Raw genomic sequence first — 15,707 nt, 5'->3', positions numbered from 1 at the left:
CGTCACTCCTCCCAGCGGTGCGGCACGAACACCGGCGCGGCCAGCACCACGGCGCGCGGCGGGGAGTCCAGCACCGGCCCGAAGACGTCGAACCGGCCGACCGGGTGCCAGCTCATCAGCGTGCCGCCGTCGGTCCTGCCGATGCTGTAGACGCCGGTCCAGAGCGTGTAGCGGCCGCGCGGCAGCGGCAGCCGGGGGATCACGCAGGCGACCCGGTGGTCCCCGCCGGCGAGCCGGATCTCGTGGCTGATCTGGAAGATCGGGCTGGAGGTGCCCTCGCTGACGCCCAGGTGCAGGGTCGCGTCGCCCCGGTAGTCGCCGTCCAGGGTGAGTTCGACGGTCATCGGCTCGTCGGTGGTGAGGCCCTCCCGGTCCTCGCCGCGCACCTCGTGCTTGAGCAGCCGGAGCGGCTCCCCCGCCCGGCCGCCGGCCTCGGACTGCGCCTCGATCGAGTCGCGGTAGCCCGCCATCGCCTCCTTGATCCCGGCGTCCACCCGGATCGACCCCTGCTCCAGCCAGATGCCGCGCCGGCAGATGGACTCCACCGCGGGCAGGTCGTGCGAGACGAAGACGATGGTGGTGCCCTGCTCGGCGACCTCGCGCATGCGGTCCAGGCAGCGCTGCTGGAAGACCGCGTCACCGACCGCCAACACCTCGTCCACCAGCAGGACATGGGGTTCCAGGTAGGCGGCGACGGCGAACCCGAGGCGCATCTGCATGCCGGAGGAGTAGAACTTCACCTGCCGGTCGATCGCACCGCCCAGCCGGGCGAACTCGACGATGTCGTCGAACCGGGTGGCCACCTCGCGTCGCCGCAGACCGAGCAACGCACCGAACAGGTAGACGTTCTCACGCCCCGTCAGATCCGGGTGGATGCCGGCCCGGATCTCGATCAGCGCACCGATCCGGCCGCGCACGTCGATCACCCCGCCGTACGGGTACATCACCCGGGTCAGCATCTTGAGCAGGGTGGACTTGCCCGAGCCGTTGGAGCCGATCAGCCCGACCGAGTCGCCCGGCTCGATGTGCATCGAGATGTCGCGCAGCGCCCAGCGCCACTCCTCGCCCTTCCCGCCGCGCAGCCGGCGGGCCAGGGAATCGACCTTGTCGCGCAGCAGCATCCGCTGCTGGTCGGCCTTGAAGCGCTTCCACACCCGGTCGGTGCGGATGGTTCCCAACGGGAGGTCACCGGTGGCGGTCGGGCTAGGCGACATCGGCGATCCCCGTCTCCAGCTTCTTGAACAGCAGGTAGCCGCCGGCCAGGAACACCACCGAGGAGACCGCCGCGATCGAGGTCAGCGTGGCGTCCGGCGCCCGGCCGTACAGCAGGGCGTCGCGGTAGCCCTCGATCACGGCGCCGAGCGGGTTGATCCCGACGTACACCTCCTGGAGGCGCTCCGGGATCTGCGCCAGCGGGTAGGCGACCGGGGTGGCGAACACGCCCATCTGCGTGATGATCGGCAGCAGGTGCCGCACGTCGCGCAGGTACACCACCGCCACCGAGAGGACCAGCGCGACGCCGTAGGTGAAGGCGAACTGGACGGCCAGCAGCGGCAGGACCCAGAGGAGGGTCGCCGCGGGCGCCGTCCAGAAGACCAGGAAGAGCAGGCCCAGGACGGCGGTGCCGATCAGCATGTCGACGCCGGCGACCAGCATGGTGGCGAGCGGGAAGACCTCGCGGGGGCAGTAGACCTTGTTGAGCAGGCTGAGGTTGTTGGCCAGGCTCAGCGCGCCCTGGTTCATCGTGTTGCTGAAGAACTGCCAGACGATCAGGCCGACGTAGGCGAACAGCGGGTACGCGGCGCCCCCGGTGTCGACGTGGACGGCCCGGCGGAAGACCAGGGTGAAGACGGCGCAGAGCGCGAGCGGGGTGAGCACTGCCCAGGCGAAGCCGAGCACCGCCTGCTTGTAGCGGGCCCGCAGATCGCGTTCGGCCAGCGCGCGCACCAGCTCGCGGGCCGCCCACAACTCCCGGGCCACCCGGGCCGGGCGGAGCCGGCGCTTGAAGACCAGTTCGGCCGGCGGACCGTCGGCGGCCGACGGGTGCCCGGGCGCGGCCGCGGCCGCGCCGCCACGCTCGTCGACGAGCTGCGCGCGTCGTCCCCCCACGGACACCTGCCCTCTCCGGTACCGGCGGTATCGAGAAGCGAGCACGTCAGGGCGGCGGTTGACCCCGCGGCGGTGGCGGCCCGGCCCCCACTGTGGCACACGGTGTGGTCGGCGGGGGTCGGTTCGGTGAAGGTGATCGGCTCGCGGTCGCGGGGGCGGCCGAAAAGGGCGGGTCGGCCGGGAACGGCCGACCCGCCAGGGGTTCGGGAGGGGGCGCCGGGGTCAGTGGCGCTGCATGCGGGGGTGGCGCTGCTGGTCCTGCGCGACCAGGTGGTCGAGCACGTCCGGCATCGCCTCGACACCGCCGGCGTTGGTCGGCGACGTCCGGTACTCGCCCTGCACCACGACGGTGGGCAGCTCGTTGATGCCGTACCGGACGAACAGCGCGACGGCCTCGTCCACGGCCCGCCCGACCTCCTCCGAGCGGTACACCTCGCGGAACCGCTGCGCGTCGACGCCCTGCCGGGCGGCCCAGGAGGCGGTGGTGTCCTCGGTGGTGAGGTCCTCCTCGTTCGAGTGGATCGCGCGGAACGCGGAGGACTGCAGCCGCTCGACCAGGCCGAGCCGCTCCAGCGTGTAGTACAGGCGCGCGTGTCCGCGCTGCGCACCCTCCTCCCGGCTGCCCTGCCAGACGGCCGGCACCCGGCGCAGGTCGACGTCGGCCCGGTGCTTCTCGACCCAGGCCTGGAGCGGCTGTTCGAGCTGCTGGGAGTGGCCGCAGTCGTACCAGAAGAACTCAAGCGCCTCGGTGCGGGCGCTCTCGCGCACCGGCTGCGGCGCGTCGAGACGGACGAACTGGGCACCCTCGCGGGGCGGCTGGTGGGATACGGCGCCGGCCTGCACGGGGCACGCGGCGATCCCTGTGGCGACGGCGAGCAGCAGAGTGGTTCTGAGGATCGACTTCACACCGGGCAGTGTGACGGTGACGGAACGTCATCGGCCAGTCGCCCCGGTGCGTCGGGCCGGGATTCGCCCGAACGGCGCACCCGGCCCGGCGTACCGGGACGCGTCAGCCCCGCCCGTCGTGTCCGCAGACCTCGGTGAAGAGCTCCTGCCAGGCGTCCGCCACCACGTCGAGCTCGCAGTGGGCCAGCGCGTGGACCCGCGCCGCGGCACCGAGCCCGGCGCGGTCACCGGCGAGCACCTTGGCCATCGCCTCGGCGAGGGCGACCGGGTCACCCGGGGTGACCAGCGCGCCGGTGGTGCCGTCCCGCACGACCGAACGGACCCAGCCGACATCGGTGGCGACGGCGGGCAGCCCGGCCAGCGCGGCCTCGATCAGCACCCCCGGCACGCCCTCGCTGTCACTGCTCAGCAGGACCGCGTCGGCGGCCCGGTAGAGCGGGGCGGGGTCCGCGAGGGTCCCCAGGAAATGGGCCCGGGCGGCGGCCGGATGTCGCTCCAGGGCGGCGCGCTGCGGGCCGTCGCCCGCCACGGCCAGCCGGACGTCGGGAAGGCGGTCGAGGGCTTCGAGGGCGACGTCCAGCCGCTTCTCGGGGGAGATCGAGCCGAGCCAGGCGACCAGCAGGCCGTCCGGCGGCAGGCCCAGGGACTGCCGGGCGGCGCGCCGGTCGGCCTCGCCCGCGGCGGGCGGGTACCGGTCGGCCGCACGGGCGTTGGGGATGGTGCGCACGCGCGCGGCGGGCAGCCGGAAACGCTCCACCAGCACCTCCCGGGCCTCGTCGGCGAGCGCGGTGACGGCCGCGGCGCGGCGCAGCAGGGTTCCAGTGCGCAGGCGGCGCAGCGGGCTCGCCGTCCAGTGCCGGGGGTCGCCGATGGAGACGTAGACGAACGGGGTGCGGGTGCCCGCCAGGGCGAGGGCGCAGGCGGGGAGGGTGGTGGATCCGTGCGCGACGACGAGGTCGGCGGTGCGGGCGGCGGTGCGCAGGGCGGCGAGGGTGCGGGGGTGCAGGCGGCCGGGGCCGAGCACGGCGGTGGCCCGGGTGTCGGCGGCGTCGGGGTGGGCGTCGGGGTGCGGGGCGAGGGCGCGCAGCGCGGAGGCCTGGCCGCGTCGGCGGAGTTCGCGGTGGAGGTCGCGGGCGAGGTTCTGCGCGCCGCGGCGGCGGGGGTCGGTGACGAGGTGCAGGATGCGGGGGCGGGTTCCGGCCGTCCTGACCGGTGTCGCTTCAGGCATGGGAACGACCTTGGCACAGGGCCCCGCGCCCGGACGACCCCTGGGCATAACCCGGCGGTGGTCCGTTGGTCGGCGCGGGTACTCCCGGCGGGCGCCGGTCGGGTGCCGTGGTGCGCCCGTCGGCGGGTCCGCGCGCCCCTCCCGGCGCCGTCGGGCGCCCCCGTCCCCGCCGGTCCGGCCGCTCCGCCGGTACTCGCCGGTAGCCGCCCGGTCCCTCGGCCGGCCGCGGACCGGCCGCGGGACCGGTCGACACCGGGCCGTCCTGGCCGATTCGCTGGCGGGCACCGGCCGCGACCTGCGATGCTGAGCGGCAGTCAGGGCGCCGTCCCGGCACGGGAGACCGGGCGCGCCCAGGAGGGCGGGGGTTGGCCTGTGCATGTGCTCTATGTGATCGACAGCGTGAGCCGGGTCGGTGGGGCCGAGCAGGGCCTGGTGGCGATGGCACCCCAGCTGGTGCGGGCCGGTGTCCGCCTCGACATCGCGTACCTCAAGGACTCGCCCGGCGGCTTCCAGTCGGAGCTGACCGCGGCCGGCGCCGACGTGTTCGGGGTCGGCCGGCCCACCCGGCGGCAGAGCCTCGCCGCGCTGCACCGGCTGGTCCGCGAACGCCGGCCGGACCTCCTGCACACCACGCTGTACGAGTCGGACGTGCTCGGCCGGGCCGCCGCGCTCGCCGCCCGCACACCGGTCGTGACCAGCCTCGTCAACGCCGCGTACGGGCCCGAGCACCGCAACGCGCGCGGGCTGAGCCCCTGGAAGGTGCGGGCGGCACAGGCCGTGGACGCGACGACCGCGCAGGGCACCCGGCGGTTCCACGCGCTCACCCGGTACGTGGCCGGGGCGATGGCGCGCCGGCTGCGCGTGCCGTCGCAGCGGATCGACGTGGTGCCGCGGGGGCGGGACCCGCTGCTGCTGGGCACGGTGACGCCGGAGCGGCGGGCCGCCGTGCGGTCGGCCCTGGAGCTGCCGCAGGACGTGCCGGTGGTGCTGGCGGCGGCCCGTCAGCAGTACCAGAAGGGCCTGGACGTCCTCCTGGAGGCGTGGCCGGCGGTGCTGCGCGCGGAACCGGAGGCGGTGCTGCTGCTGGCCGGCAGCGAGGGCGGCGAGACGGAGCGGCTGCGGGCGCTGGCCGGGACGACGCGCGGCGTGCGGTTCCTGGGGCCGCGGGACGACGTGTTCGACCTGATGGCGGCGGCCGACGCGCTCGCGGTGCCGTCGCGCTGGGAGGGGCTGGGCAGCGCGGCCATGGAGGCGATGGGGATCGGGGTGCCGCTGGTCGCCGCCGACGTCCCGGCGCTGCGCGAGACCGTCGGGTCGGAGGACTACGCACGGCTGGTGCCGCCGGAGCGGCCGGCCGCGCTGGCGGAGGCGCTGGTCGACACGCTGGAGGACCGGGCCTCGGCGCGGGTGCGGGCGAAGGCGGCCCGGGCGCGGTTCCTGACCTCGTTCACGCTGCAGCAGGTGTCGGCGCAGATGGTCGGGTTCTACGAGCGCTCGCTGCGGCTGCGGACGGTCTGAGCCGGTCGGGACGGTCTGAGCTGGTCGGGCGGCCCGACCGGCGTGCCGTGCCGCAGCCGGGCGACCCCGGCGCGGTGCCTCCCCCGGCCGGGCGGGCGGGCCGTCCGGGGGCACTCCGGGGGCACTCTGTCCGGATCCGGGCGGTCGTGGCCCGTTGTGCGGGAACCTCCCGGCCCAGTATCGCCAAAGCGGTTGCGCCGCACGTCGCGGCTCGGGAAGCATCGCCAGGAGGACCGGCGGGGGCGGCGGTCAGTGCGCCGGCGCACGGCCGGGCCGGGTCTGCGGGGAGCGCGTCGCCGGGACGTCCACCGCGAGTCGTCAGGGGGGCGGGTTGCGACATCGGCCGAGGGATTCCACCGTACCCGGGCGGCCGGACCGTGCCACCGGTCCGGACAGTGCCGGCAGTACCCCGACCCACCGCACTCCCCGACGGGAGCCGGACGGGCGCTGAACAGCACCACCGCACCACGAACGCGAGGGGATCCGACCGGTGGAACCGGCAAACCACTTCACCGTCCTGCGGCGGTACTGGCGGCTGCTCGCCGGCTGCACGCTCGCCGCGCTCCTCGTCGGCTGGCTGCTGACCCCCGCCGGCGACACGGTGGACAACGCCAGATGGAAGTGCAAGGTCGCCATCACGCCGGTCGCGGGGGCCGGTGACACCGTGCGGGCCGACCAGGTGCTCTCCTACGCGCAGGGGGCCGACGTCGCCACGGCCGCCGCCAAGCAGCTCGGCATCGCCGACGCCGCCGCGGTGATCGCCCGCCGGACGGTCACCGCCGACAGCGCCCAGATGCTGACCATCGCCACCACCGGGCCGACCCGGCAGACCTGCTCCGACCTCGCCACCGCCTACTCGGCCGCCATCATCAAGGGCTACAGCGACGAGTCGGCCCGCAGCGCCGCCGAGACCATCAGGAGGCTCCAGGCCCAGGCCGACGAGCAGCAGCGGCAGCTGAACGACATCCAGCAGCAGTTCACCCGCGCCCCGGCCGCCGACCAGCCCAAGCTCCAGCCCAAGCTGACCTCGGCCACCACCGCGCTGACCACCACCCTCACCACGATCAGCAAGCTGCAGAACGCCGCCCAGACCGACGCCATCCAGCAATGGGGCAGCATCGACGCGCGGCAGGGGAACAGCAACCCGCTCTCCTCCCCCAGCCGGAGCGTGCGCCTCGGCCTCGCGGTGGCGCTCGGGCTCGCACTCGGCGTGGTCTCCGCGCTGATGCTCAGCCGGATGGACACCCGGCTGCGCACCCGCAACGCCGTCGAGGAGGCGTTCAACCTGCCGGTGATCGGCGAGGTGCCGCAACTCTCCCGCCGGCTGCGGCGGCTGCGCGAACCGCTGGTCCGCGCCCGGCCCTCCGACCCGGCCGCCGAGGCCTACCGCTCGCTCCGCTCGACCCTGCTGCTCACCGGGCCGGACTCGCTCGCCCGGCCGGCCGGCGGGGAGGGGTGGGACCCGGCGGAGACCGTCTCGCGGCGGCTCGCCGAGCCGGCCCCGGTGGTGCTGGTCACCTCCGGCACCAGCCGCGACGGCCGGACCACCACGATCGCCAACCTGGCCGCCGCACTCGCCGAGACGGGCCGCGAAGTCCTCGTCCTGGACTGCGACTTCCGGCACCCCGAACTGCACGCCCACCTCGGGGTCGGCGACGGTCCGGGCATGGCCGAGCTGCTCAGCGGCGAACGGCTGGGCGAGCTGGACGACCTGATCCGGCCCACCAACGTCGAGGGCGTCTCACTGATCACCGGCGGGCACGCCACCGCGTACCCGGCCGCGCTCGTCCTGCGTGCCGCCGAGGTGCTGCGCCGGGCCCGCCGGCACGCGGACGTCATCCTGGTCGACACCTCCCCGCTGCTGCACGCCAACGACGCCTACGACCTGGTGCAGCACGCGGACGCGGTGCTGGTCACCGTACGCAGCGGAAACGTCACGCCGGAACAGGCGGACCGGGTGGCGGAGTTGCTCTCCCGCACCGGTGTCCCGGTGGCCGGGGTGGCGCTGCTCGGGACCAACGGGCGGCCCTCCGGACGGCGGCGGCGCGGCACCACGGGCGGCGGGACCGCCGCACCGGCCGGACGGGGCGGGCAGCAGCCCGCGCCGCCGCGTCCGGCCGGGCCCGCGACGGAACGGGCCGACGAACGGCAGGGCGATCGGCAGGGCGAGCGGGCCGGCGAACACGGGGTCGGGCGCGGGGGCGGACGGGCGACGCCCAGTTGGGCCCGGCGCGCGCCCGGTCCCGGCGACGGGCCCGAGCCCGAGCACGGACCGGGGCGCGGGCCCGAGCACGGTTCGGCGTACGGGTCCGAGCACGGACCGGGAGGCGGTGCGCAGCACGGTGCGGCGGGCGCCGCGCGGTACGAGTCGCCCTACGGGCCGGAACACGGCCCGCGGACCGGGGCCTGGGGCGCCGACGGCCACGGCGGCAGCGACCGCACCGGTCGGCCCGCGCGCGGCGCGAGCGGGGCCAGGGGGGTCAACGGCGTGAACGGCCACGGCCCGCACCCCCCAGCCGCCGGCGCCGGGCCCGGCTCCGGCTCCGGCTCCGGCCACAGCTCCGGTCACGGCGGCGACCACGGCGAGCCGGCCCTGCTGCGCGATGCGGAGGAGCGGTGACCGATCCGGTGCGCGACCCGCTGCACGACCCACCGGACGACCCGACCGGCGAACCGGGCGACGGCGCGGCGGACGGCCCCCCGCACCCGGCGGCGCACCGGCGACCGGGCCGCCCGCCGGCCGAACCCACCCGGGTGCTCTGGCTGGCCAAGGGCCTCGGCCGCGGCGGCGCCGAGCAGCTGCTGCTCAACTGCGCCCGCCACGCCGACCGTTCGCGCTACCGCATCGAGGTCGCCTACGTGCTGCCGTGGAAGGACGCGCTCGCCCCGGCGCTCACCGAGGCGGGCGTCACCGTGCACTGCCTGGGCGGCGTACCCGGCACCCCCGGCCGGGCCGACCCGCGCTGGCCGCTGCGGCTGCGCCGGCTGCTCGCCGACCGCCGCTACGGCCTGGTCCACACCCACATGCCCGTCCCGGCGGCCGCCGTCCGGCTGCTCTCGCCCACGGTCACGCCGGCGCCGCGCCTGGTGCACACCGAGCACAACGTCTGGGACCGCTACCGCCCGGCCACCCGCTGGGCGAACGCGCTGACCTACCGGCGCAACGACGCGGTGATCGCCGTCTCGCACGCCGTCGAGCGGACCATCCCCGCGGACCGGCGCCGCCCCGGCGACTGGGTGTCCGTGGTGCACCACGGACCGGACCTCGCCGGCGCCCCCGGGGGACCGGCCGCCCGCGCCGCCGCCCGCACCGAACTCGGGCTCCCGGAGGACGCGTTCGTGGTCGGCACGGTCGGCAACCTGACCCCGAAGAAGGACCAGGCCACCCTGCTCGCCGCGCACGCCGCACTGCTCCGGCGGCATCCGCGGGCCCGGCTCGTGGTGATCGGCGCCGGACCACTGGAGGCTCGACTGCGCGCCCGGGCCGCCGAACTCGCCCCGGCGGACACCGTCGTGTTCACCGGGTCGCGCTCCGACGTCCCCGAACTGCTGCCCGCCTTCGACGTGTTCACCCTGAGTTCACGCCAGGAGGGCCTGCCGGTCGCCCTGATGGAGGCGATGACGAGCGGGCTGCCCGCCGTGGTCACCCGGGTCGGCGGGATGCCCGAGGTGCTGGACGACGGCGGCCAGGGGTTCCTGGTGCCCCCCGGCGATCCGGCCGCCCTGGCCGACGCCCTCGCCCGGCTCGCCGAGGACCCCGGGCTGCGCGCCCGGCTCGGCGCGGCCGCCCGCGAACGGTCGGAGCGGTTCGACGTGGCCGGCGCCCAGCGGGCCGTCGAGGCGGTGTACGCCCGGGTCCTGCTGCGCTGAGCCCACCGGCCCCACCGGCCCTGCCGACCCCACCGTCCCTGCCGGAGTACCGAGTCGCCCCGTTGCCCCCGACCACCGATGGGAGAGCGAGTCCGGACGTGAGCCCCCTGCCCGCCCCCGCCGAGCTGACCTTCCGCCCGCTCGCCGAGACCGACCTCCCCGCGGTGCTCGACCTGCTCACCGCCTCCCTGGCAGGCGGCCCGACGGGCACCCGCACCGCCGGGTTCTTCGCCTGGAAGCACCGGCTCAACCCGTTCGGAGCGAGCCCCGGACTGCTCGCCGAGACCGCCGACGGACGGGTGGCCGGCGTCCGGCTGTTCCTGCGCTGGCAGTGGCACCGGGGGCGCGACGCCCGCCCCGTGACCGCGGTCCGCCCGGTGGACACCGCGACCCACCCGGACTTCCGGGGCCGGGGCGTCTTCCGCCGGCTCACCACGGACCTGCTCGACCAGGTCGCCGGGGACACCGATCTGGTCTTCAACACGCCCAACGGCAACAGCCTGCCCGGCTACCGGGCGATGGGCTGGCAGGAGCTGGGCAGGGTCCCGGTCGCGGTCCGGACCGTCCGCCCGGCCGCCTTCGCCCGCGGCGTGCGCGCCGCACTGGCCCGCCGCCCGGCCGGTCCCGCCGGTCCCCCGGACTGCCGACTGCCCGGCGCCGACGAGTGGTTCGCCGCCCAGCCGGGCGCCGGAACGGGCGGCCCGCTGGCCGAACTGCTCCGCGAGCGGGCCGCCGCCGACGCGGACGACGACCGCCTCGCGGTCCGGCGCACCCCGGAACTCCTGCGCTGGCGCTACGGCCTGGCCCCCGGACTGGACTACCGGGTGCTCAGCTGCCACCGCGGCGGCGAACTCACCGGCCTGGCCTTCGGCCGGCCCCGACGGCGCGGCCCGCTGGCCGAGTTCACCCTCGCCGACGTCGTCGTCCGCCCCGGCGACCGGGACAGCGCCGCCCGCCTGCTGCGCGCCGCCGCCCGCGAATCCGGGTGCGACCACGTCGCCACCCACCTCTCCCCCGGCACCGAGGCCGCCGCGGCCGCGCTGCGGACCGGCTACCTGCGCGCCCCGCGCACCGGCATGACCCTGGCCGCCCGCACCCCGACCGGCCCCACCCCGCTCACCCTCGCGGACTGGCGGTTCAGCCTCGGCGACCTGGAGGTGTTCTGATGCCGGGGGTGCCGGGAGTGCCAGGGGCGCCGGGGGCGTCCGCGCCGCCCGGGGCCGCCCCGCGCGGCACCCCCCGGCCACCGGCCCGGGGCGGGCGGCCCCGGTCCGCGTCCCCCCGGGCCGCCCTGAGCCGCCTCCCCTGGCCCTCCGCCCTCGCCGCCGCCCTGGTCACCGGCTACGTGACGGTCTTCGTCCTGGCCTCGGCGCACACCTCGTACGACACCTGGGGCGCACTGCTCATCCTTCCCGCACTGATGGCGGTGAGCACGCCGGTCCTGGCCCGGATCGCCGCCGCCAACCCCGAACGGAACGTCTTCCGGCTGCTGCTCCTGGCCATGGCCGCCAAGCTGCTCTGCTCCTTCCCCCGCTACCTGATGGCCTTCGTGCTGTACGGCGGCGCCGCCGACGCGAAGATGTACCACCGGAAGGGCACCGAACTCGCCGCCTACCTCGACCAGGCCGACCTGTTCGCCGGGATCCACTACGACCTCGGCATGAAGGTGGCCGGCACCGGCTTCGTCGTCATCCTCACCGGCGTGGTGTACGCGGTCACCGGGCCCTCGCTGATCGGCGGCTTCCTGGTCTTCTCGTGGCTGGGCTTCTGGGGCCTGCTGCTGTTCTGGCGGGCCCTGCAGATCGCCTTCCCCGAGGCGGACACCCGCAAGTACGCGAAGCTGGTCTTCTTCCTGCCGTCCCTGCTGTTCTGGCCGTCCAGCATCGGCAAGGACGCCTGGATGATGTTCTGCCTGGGCCTCACCACGTACGGCACGGCCCGGCTGCTGGACCGCCGGTTCGGCGCCTTCGCCTGCATCGTGCTCGGCTCGCTGGGCACCGCGATGGTCCGCCCGCACGTCACCGCACTCGCGGGGGCCGGGCTGATGGTCGCGTACGTGCTCCGCCGGCGGCCGCGGCAGGTGAGCGCGCTCGGGCCGCTGCGCACCATCCTGACCGCGGTGGTGCTGGGCGCGATGGCGGTGCTGGTGCTGCAGCAGGTCTCCGCCTTCTTCGGGACCGACGGCACCGGCGGCGACGCCGTCAACCAGGTGCTCTCGGAGACCTCCCGGCGCACCAGCCAGGGCAACTCGATGATCAACGCGACCGCGCCCGAGGACGCCGCACCCGAGTTCGGCCTCAACCCGGCGGGGCTGCCGGTCGCCGTGATCAGCGTGCTGTTCCGGCCCTTCCCGTTCGAGGCGTCCAACGTCCAGAACCTGATCCAGTCGGTGGAGTGCTTCGCGCTGCTGGTCATGTTCATCCGGGCCTGGCCGCGGCTGAGCCGGGTGCCGAGGCTGTTCGTGCAGCGCTCGTACGTGGCCTTCGCCGCCGTCTACACGCTGCTGTTCTGCTGGGCCTTCTCGACCATCAACAACATGGGCATCCTGTCGCGCGAGCGCGTCCAGGTGCTGCCGATGGCACTGGTCCTGCTGGTCGTCCCGGCCACCGCCGCGACGCGCGGGGCCGTGGCGAGCCGGCGCCCGCCGCCGGTCTGGCGGGTCTCACCGGGCCAGTGGGGCGCCCGGCGGGCCGCGCCCGCAGCGGTGCCGGCGGCGCCCCCGTCCGCGTCGCGCCCGCCGCGGTCCGCACACCCGCCGGCCGGCTCCGCGGCCGTGCCACCACCCGAGCCACCGCCTTCCACGCCGCCCGCCCCACCGCCCGCCCCACCGCCTGCGGCACCGCCCGCCGCACCGCCCGGACGGCGGCAGTCGCCGCCGGCCCGGCCGTCACCGTCCCAGGGGGGATCACCCGCGCCATGAGCACCGACACCCTTGCCCTGCCCGCCGCCCTCGGCGGCGCCGCCGCCTTCCCGGACGGGCTGCCGCTCACCCGGGTCCAGGTCCCCGACCGCGCCGCGCTGCTGGAGCGGCTCGGCACCGTGCTGGACAGCGGTCAGCTGACCAACGGCCGCACCGTCGCCGAACTGGAGGAGGCCGCGGCCGAGTTGCTGGAGGTGCCGCACGTGGTGGCGGTCTCCAGCTGCACCGCCGGCCTGATGCTGGTGCTGCAGGCGGCCGGCGTCGGCGGCGGACGGCCGGTGGTGATGCCCGGCTTCACCTTCTCCGCCACCGCGCACGCCGCCCACTGGGCGGGCGGCACCCCGGTGTTCGCCGAGGCCCGCGCATCGGACATCACCCTCGACCCGGAGGACGCCGCCGCCCGGCTGGCCGCCGCCGACCGCCCGGCCGCGCTGATGGCCACCCACGTCTACGGCACGCCCTGCCAGGTCGAGCGGCTCCAGGAGGTCGCCGACGCCGCCGGTGTGCCGCTGGTGTACGACTCGGCGCACGGCTTCGGCAGCCGCCGCAGGGGCGTGCCGATCGGCAACTTCGGCTACGCCGAGGTGTTCTCGATGAGCCCGACCAAGATCGCGGTGGCCGGCGAGGGCGGTCTGGTCGCCACCCACGACGCCGGCCTCGCCCGGCGGCTGCGCACCGCCCGCGACTACGGCAACCCGGGTGACTACGACACCCTGTTCCCCGGCCTCAACGCCCGGATGAGCGAGCTGCACGCGGCCGTCGGCCTCAACTGGCTGGCCGGGCTGCCCGAGCGGGTGGCCCACCGGGGCGCGCTGGTGGGCGAGTTCGCCGCCGTGACGGCCGGTCTGCCCGGCCTGCGACTGGCCCTGCCGGAGGACGGCGACACGTCGACCTTCAAGGACCTCACGCTCATCCTGGACGCCGCCGGGTTCGGCCTAACCGCGCGCCAACTCGCCGACGCGCTGCGGGCCGAGGGCATCGACTCGCGCCGCTACTTCCACCCGCCGGTGCAGCGCCAGCGGGCCTACGCCCACCTCGGCCAGGCCGACGCCCTGCCGCTCACGGACCGGCTCGCCGACTCGGTGCTGACCGTGCCGCTCTGGTCCCAGATGGACGCGCCCACCGTCCGCCGGATCGCCGGTGCCGTGGTCCGGATCCAGCCGTACGCGGAGCGTCTGCGCGCCGCCTGACCCGGCCGCCCCCGGTTACGCACATCGGGTGAACGCGGCTGGACCGCGGGCCCACCCGGTCGGCAGGATGTCCGGCCGGGGCCCGTGGTCCCATCCCGCCCTCCCCCGTACGGATTTGGAGTACCCGGTGCTCAAGGGATTCCGCAGCTTCCTGCTGCGCGGAAACGTCGTCGACCTCGCGGTCGGCATCGTGATCGGCGCGGCCTTCACGGCCGTGGTCACCGGGTTCGTGACGGCGTTCCTCACGCCGTTGATCGGGGTCGCGACCGGCGCGGTCGGCGACTTCACCCAGAAGACCTTCGCGGTGGCCGGCACCCGGTTCCCGTACGGCGTCTTCGTCAACGCGGCGATCAGCTTCGTGCTGGTCGCGGCGGTGATCTACTTCATCGTGGTGGTGCCGGTCGGCAGGCTGCAGGCGCGGCTGGACGGGGACAAGCCGGTTCCCGCCCCCAAGGCGGACTGCCCGGAGTGCCTGAGCAGCATCCCGGTCGCGGCGGTGCGCTGCTCCTTCTGCACCTCCGAGGTGGCCGGCCGGCCGGGCTTCCCCGCCCAGGCGGCGCACCAGGCCCACCAGGCGCCCCACCAGCCCGTCCACGAGGCGGCGGCGCAGTCGGTACAGCCGCGCTGACCGGCCCGGGGCCGCGGCCCCGCGGGGCCGGCCGGGAGACCGGGGGCCTCACGGGGACTTTATCCCCGAAACATTCACGAGCCCCCGTCGCGCTGTCGGCGGGGGCTCGAAAGTGCCGGCGCACAACCCGTCCGCAGAACTTTCTCCGACCGGTCCCGAACCGGCTACCGGCCGGTCACCGCACGGCCCTTCGACGACACCGTCCGGACATCGTTCGAGTCCGCACCCTTCTCCGAAGGTGGCCAGAACTAGCCGCCAGAATGTCCGTTCTTCACACTTTCGAAACTTTTGTTCGGGCGAAGCTTGTGTAAACACTCGAACTGCTCGGCCTCCCACTCTCCTCAGCAGGCTCGTTGTGGGCTTACCGTATGCCCCATGACCTCGCCCCGCTCCTACGACGGAGTCGGCTACCCCTCTCCGTCCTTCTCCTCCGGCACGCCCATCTACGACAGCCTCGTCGCAGAGCGCGGAGTCCCGCAGATCGCGCCCATCAACGTGCCGGCCGCCCTGCCGCCGGCCCTCTCGTCCGGTTACGGATCCGGCCTCTCCGGCCAGTCCTACGACAACCGGTACGGCACCGGGTACGACACCCCCGGCGGCAACCTCCCCGCCCTGCCGCCCGCCCGCCTCGCCCTGGGCCCCGGCCCGAGCAGCGCGCCCTCCTCCGGCCCCGCGACCACGTACATCCCGGCGCAGACCGCGCCCGCGTACGCCGCCGCGCCCCAGCCGCCCGTCCCCGGCTACGGCGGCCCCCAGCCGTACCTGCCCGGCCAGCGACCGCAGGCCCCCGCCCCCGGCTTCTCGCAGGCCACCACCGGCGGCTACCAGCCGTCCGGCGGCCAGAGCTTCGGCGGCCAGAACACCTTCGTCGGCGGCCACGGCCAGCAGACCTTCGGTGCTCAGCCGGCCGGCGCCCCGGGCGGCCCGCAGCACCCCGCCGGCCAGCCGCAGGGCGGCGCGCCGTCCTTCGGCGCCCCGCAGGGCTTCGGCGGCCCGACCCCCGGCGGCCAGGGCTTCACCGGGTCCGGCTTCAACGGCGCGGGCGACCAGTCGTTCGGCGGTGCGCAGCTGCGCCCGGCCGTCACCCCGGTCGCACCGGTCCGCCCGATGCAGCCGCAGCGCCCGGCCCCGTACGGGGAGCCCGGCCAGTTCCAGCAGGGCTACCAACCGCAGGGGCAGAACTACTGATCCCAGACCACTGAACCAGGGCCGACCCCATCCGGCCCGCACCCGCACCACCTGAGCACCACCCGGCGTACCCAAGGCGTCGGGCGTACGGAGAAACGGGTCATCCACGGACCGCCCGGAACGCCGCCCCACCGGCGTCCCGGGCGGTCC

At 75.7% G+C, this 15,707-nt stretch carries 12 protein-coding genes; 8 read left to right on the top strand and 4 right to left on the bottom strand.

Going from position 1 to position 15,707, the window contains the following annotated elements:
- Positions 1-2: 2 nt before the first annotated feature.
- The 4 genes from OG550_RS31235 to OG550_RS31220 form a co-directional block, all read right to left on the bottom strand.
- Positions 3-1,214, bottom strand: a complete 1,212-nt coding sequence (locus OG550_RS31235; RefSeq protein ID WP_327683198.1) for an ABC transporter ATP-binding protein — start codon at positions 1,212-1,214, stop codon at positions 3-5.
- Positions 1,204-2,109, bottom strand: a complete 906-nt coding sequence (locus OG550_RS31230) for an ABC transporter permease (RefSeq protein WP_327683196.1) — start codon at positions 2,107-2,109, stop codon at positions 1,204-1,206. The genes OG550_RS31235 and OG550_RS31230 overlap by 11 nt, the downstream gene beginning before the upstream one ends.
- Before the next feature lie 222 nt (positions 2,110-2,331).
- Entirely contained in the window at positions 2,332-3,015 is a 684-nt protein-coding gene (locus OG550_RS31225; protein WP_327683194.1) for a thiol:disulfide interchange protein DsbA/DsbL, read from the bottom strand.
- Between the two features lie 103 nt (positions 3,016-3,118).
- Positions 3,119-4,243: a glycosyltransferase family 4 protein gene (locus OG550_RS31220; protein WP_327683192.1), complete on the bottom strand. Its 1,125-nt coding sequence runs from the start codon at positions 4,241-4,243 to the stop codon at positions 3,119-3,121.
- A 387-nt stretch (positions 4,244-4,630) separates the two neighbouring features.
- Here OG550_RS31220 and OG550_RS31215 point away from each other — a divergent pair, with 387 nt between their 5' ends.
- The 8 genes from OG550_RS31215 to OG550_RS32840 all read left to right on the top strand — a co-directional run bounded on the left by OG550_RS31215 (position 4,631) and on the right by OG550_RS32840 (position 15,557).
- Complete coding sequence (locus OG550_RS31215; protein ID WP_327683190.1) at positions 4,631-5,761, top strand: glycosyltransferase family 4 protein; 1,131 nt, start codon at positions 4,631-4,633, stop codon at positions 5,759-5,761.
- 490 nt (positions 5,762-6,251) lie between these two features.
- Entirely contained in the window at positions 6,252-8,381 is a 2,130-nt protein-coding gene (locus tag OG550_RS31210; RefSeq protein ID WP_327683188.1) for a polysaccharide biosynthesis tyrosine autokinase, read from the top strand.
- Positions 8,378-9,631 (top strand): glycosyltransferase, encoded by a 1,254-nt coding sequence (locus tag OG550_RS31205; protein WP_327683186.1) that lies wholly within the window; start codon positions 8,378-8,380, stop codon positions 9,629-9,631. The genes OG550_RS31210 and OG550_RS31205 overlap by 4 nt, the downstream gene beginning before the upstream one ends.
- Before the next feature lie 98 nt (positions 9,632-9,729).
- Positions 9,730-10,797 (top strand): GNAT family N-acetyltransferase, encoded by a 1,068-nt coding sequence (locus tag OG550_RS31200; protein WP_327683184.1) that lies wholly within the window; start codon positions 9,730-9,732, stop codon positions 10,795-10,797.
- A gap of 8 nt (positions 10,798-10,805) precedes the next feature.
- On the top strand, positions 10,806-12,551 hold the full coding sequence (locus OG550_RS31195; RefSeq protein WP_327683182.1) for a hypothetical protein: 1,746 nt from the start codon (positions 10,806-10,808) through the stop codon (positions 12,549-12,551).
- Positions 12,548-13,741 carry a DegT/DnrJ/EryC1/StrS family aminotransferase gene (locus OG550_RS31190; RefSeq protein ID WP_327683180.1) on the top strand — a complete coding sequence of 398 codons (1,194 nt, stop codon included), beginning with the start codon at positions 12,548-12,550 and terminating at the stop codon, positions 13,739-13,741. The genes OG550_RS31195 and OG550_RS31190 overlap by 4 nt, the downstream gene beginning before the upstream one ends.
- Positions 13,742-13,868: 127 nt before the next feature.
- Positions 13,869-14,369, top strand: a complete 501-nt coding sequence (gene mscL / locus OG550_RS31185; RefSeq protein ID WP_327683178.1) for a large conductance mechanosensitive channel protein MscL — start codon at positions 13,869-13,871, stop codon at positions 14,367-14,369.
- A 375-nt stretch (positions 14,370-14,744) separates the two neighbouring features.
- Entirely contained in the window at positions 14,745-15,557 is an 813-nt protein-coding gene (locus tag OG550_RS32840; RefSeq protein WP_442906109.1) for a DUF6643 family protein, read from the top strand.
- The last annotated feature ends 150 nt before the right edge of the window (positions 15,558-15,707 follow it).

The organism is Kitasatospora sp. NBC_00458, assembly GCF_036013975.1.
In the GTDB taxonomy this organism is placed as follows: Bacteria; Actinomycetota; Actinomycetes; order Streptomycetales; family Streptomycetaceae; genus Kitasatospora.
The sequence above is the reverse complement of the archived record's forward strand: the minus strand, read 5'-3'. Positions and strand labels throughout refer to the sequence as shown.

Excerpts from the sequence above, each read along its gene's own strand:
- OG550_RS32840 (WP_442906109.1), top strand. The coding sequence starts at position 14,745 with ATGACCTCGCCCCGCTCCTACGACGGAGTCGGCTACCCCTCTCCGTCC.
- OG550_RS31190 (WP_327683180.1), top strand. The coding sequence starts at position 12,548 with ATGAGCACCGACACCCTTGCCCTGCCCGCCGCCCTCGGCGGCGCCGCC.
- OG550_RS31235 (WP_327683198.1), bottom strand. The coding sequence starts at position 1,214 with ATGTCGCCTAGCCCGACCGCCACCGGTGACCTCCCGTTGGGAACCATC.
- OG550_RS31220 (WP_327683192.1), bottom strand. The coding sequence starts at position 4,243 with ATGCCTGAAGCGACACCGGTCAGGACGGCCGGAACCCGCCCCCGCATC.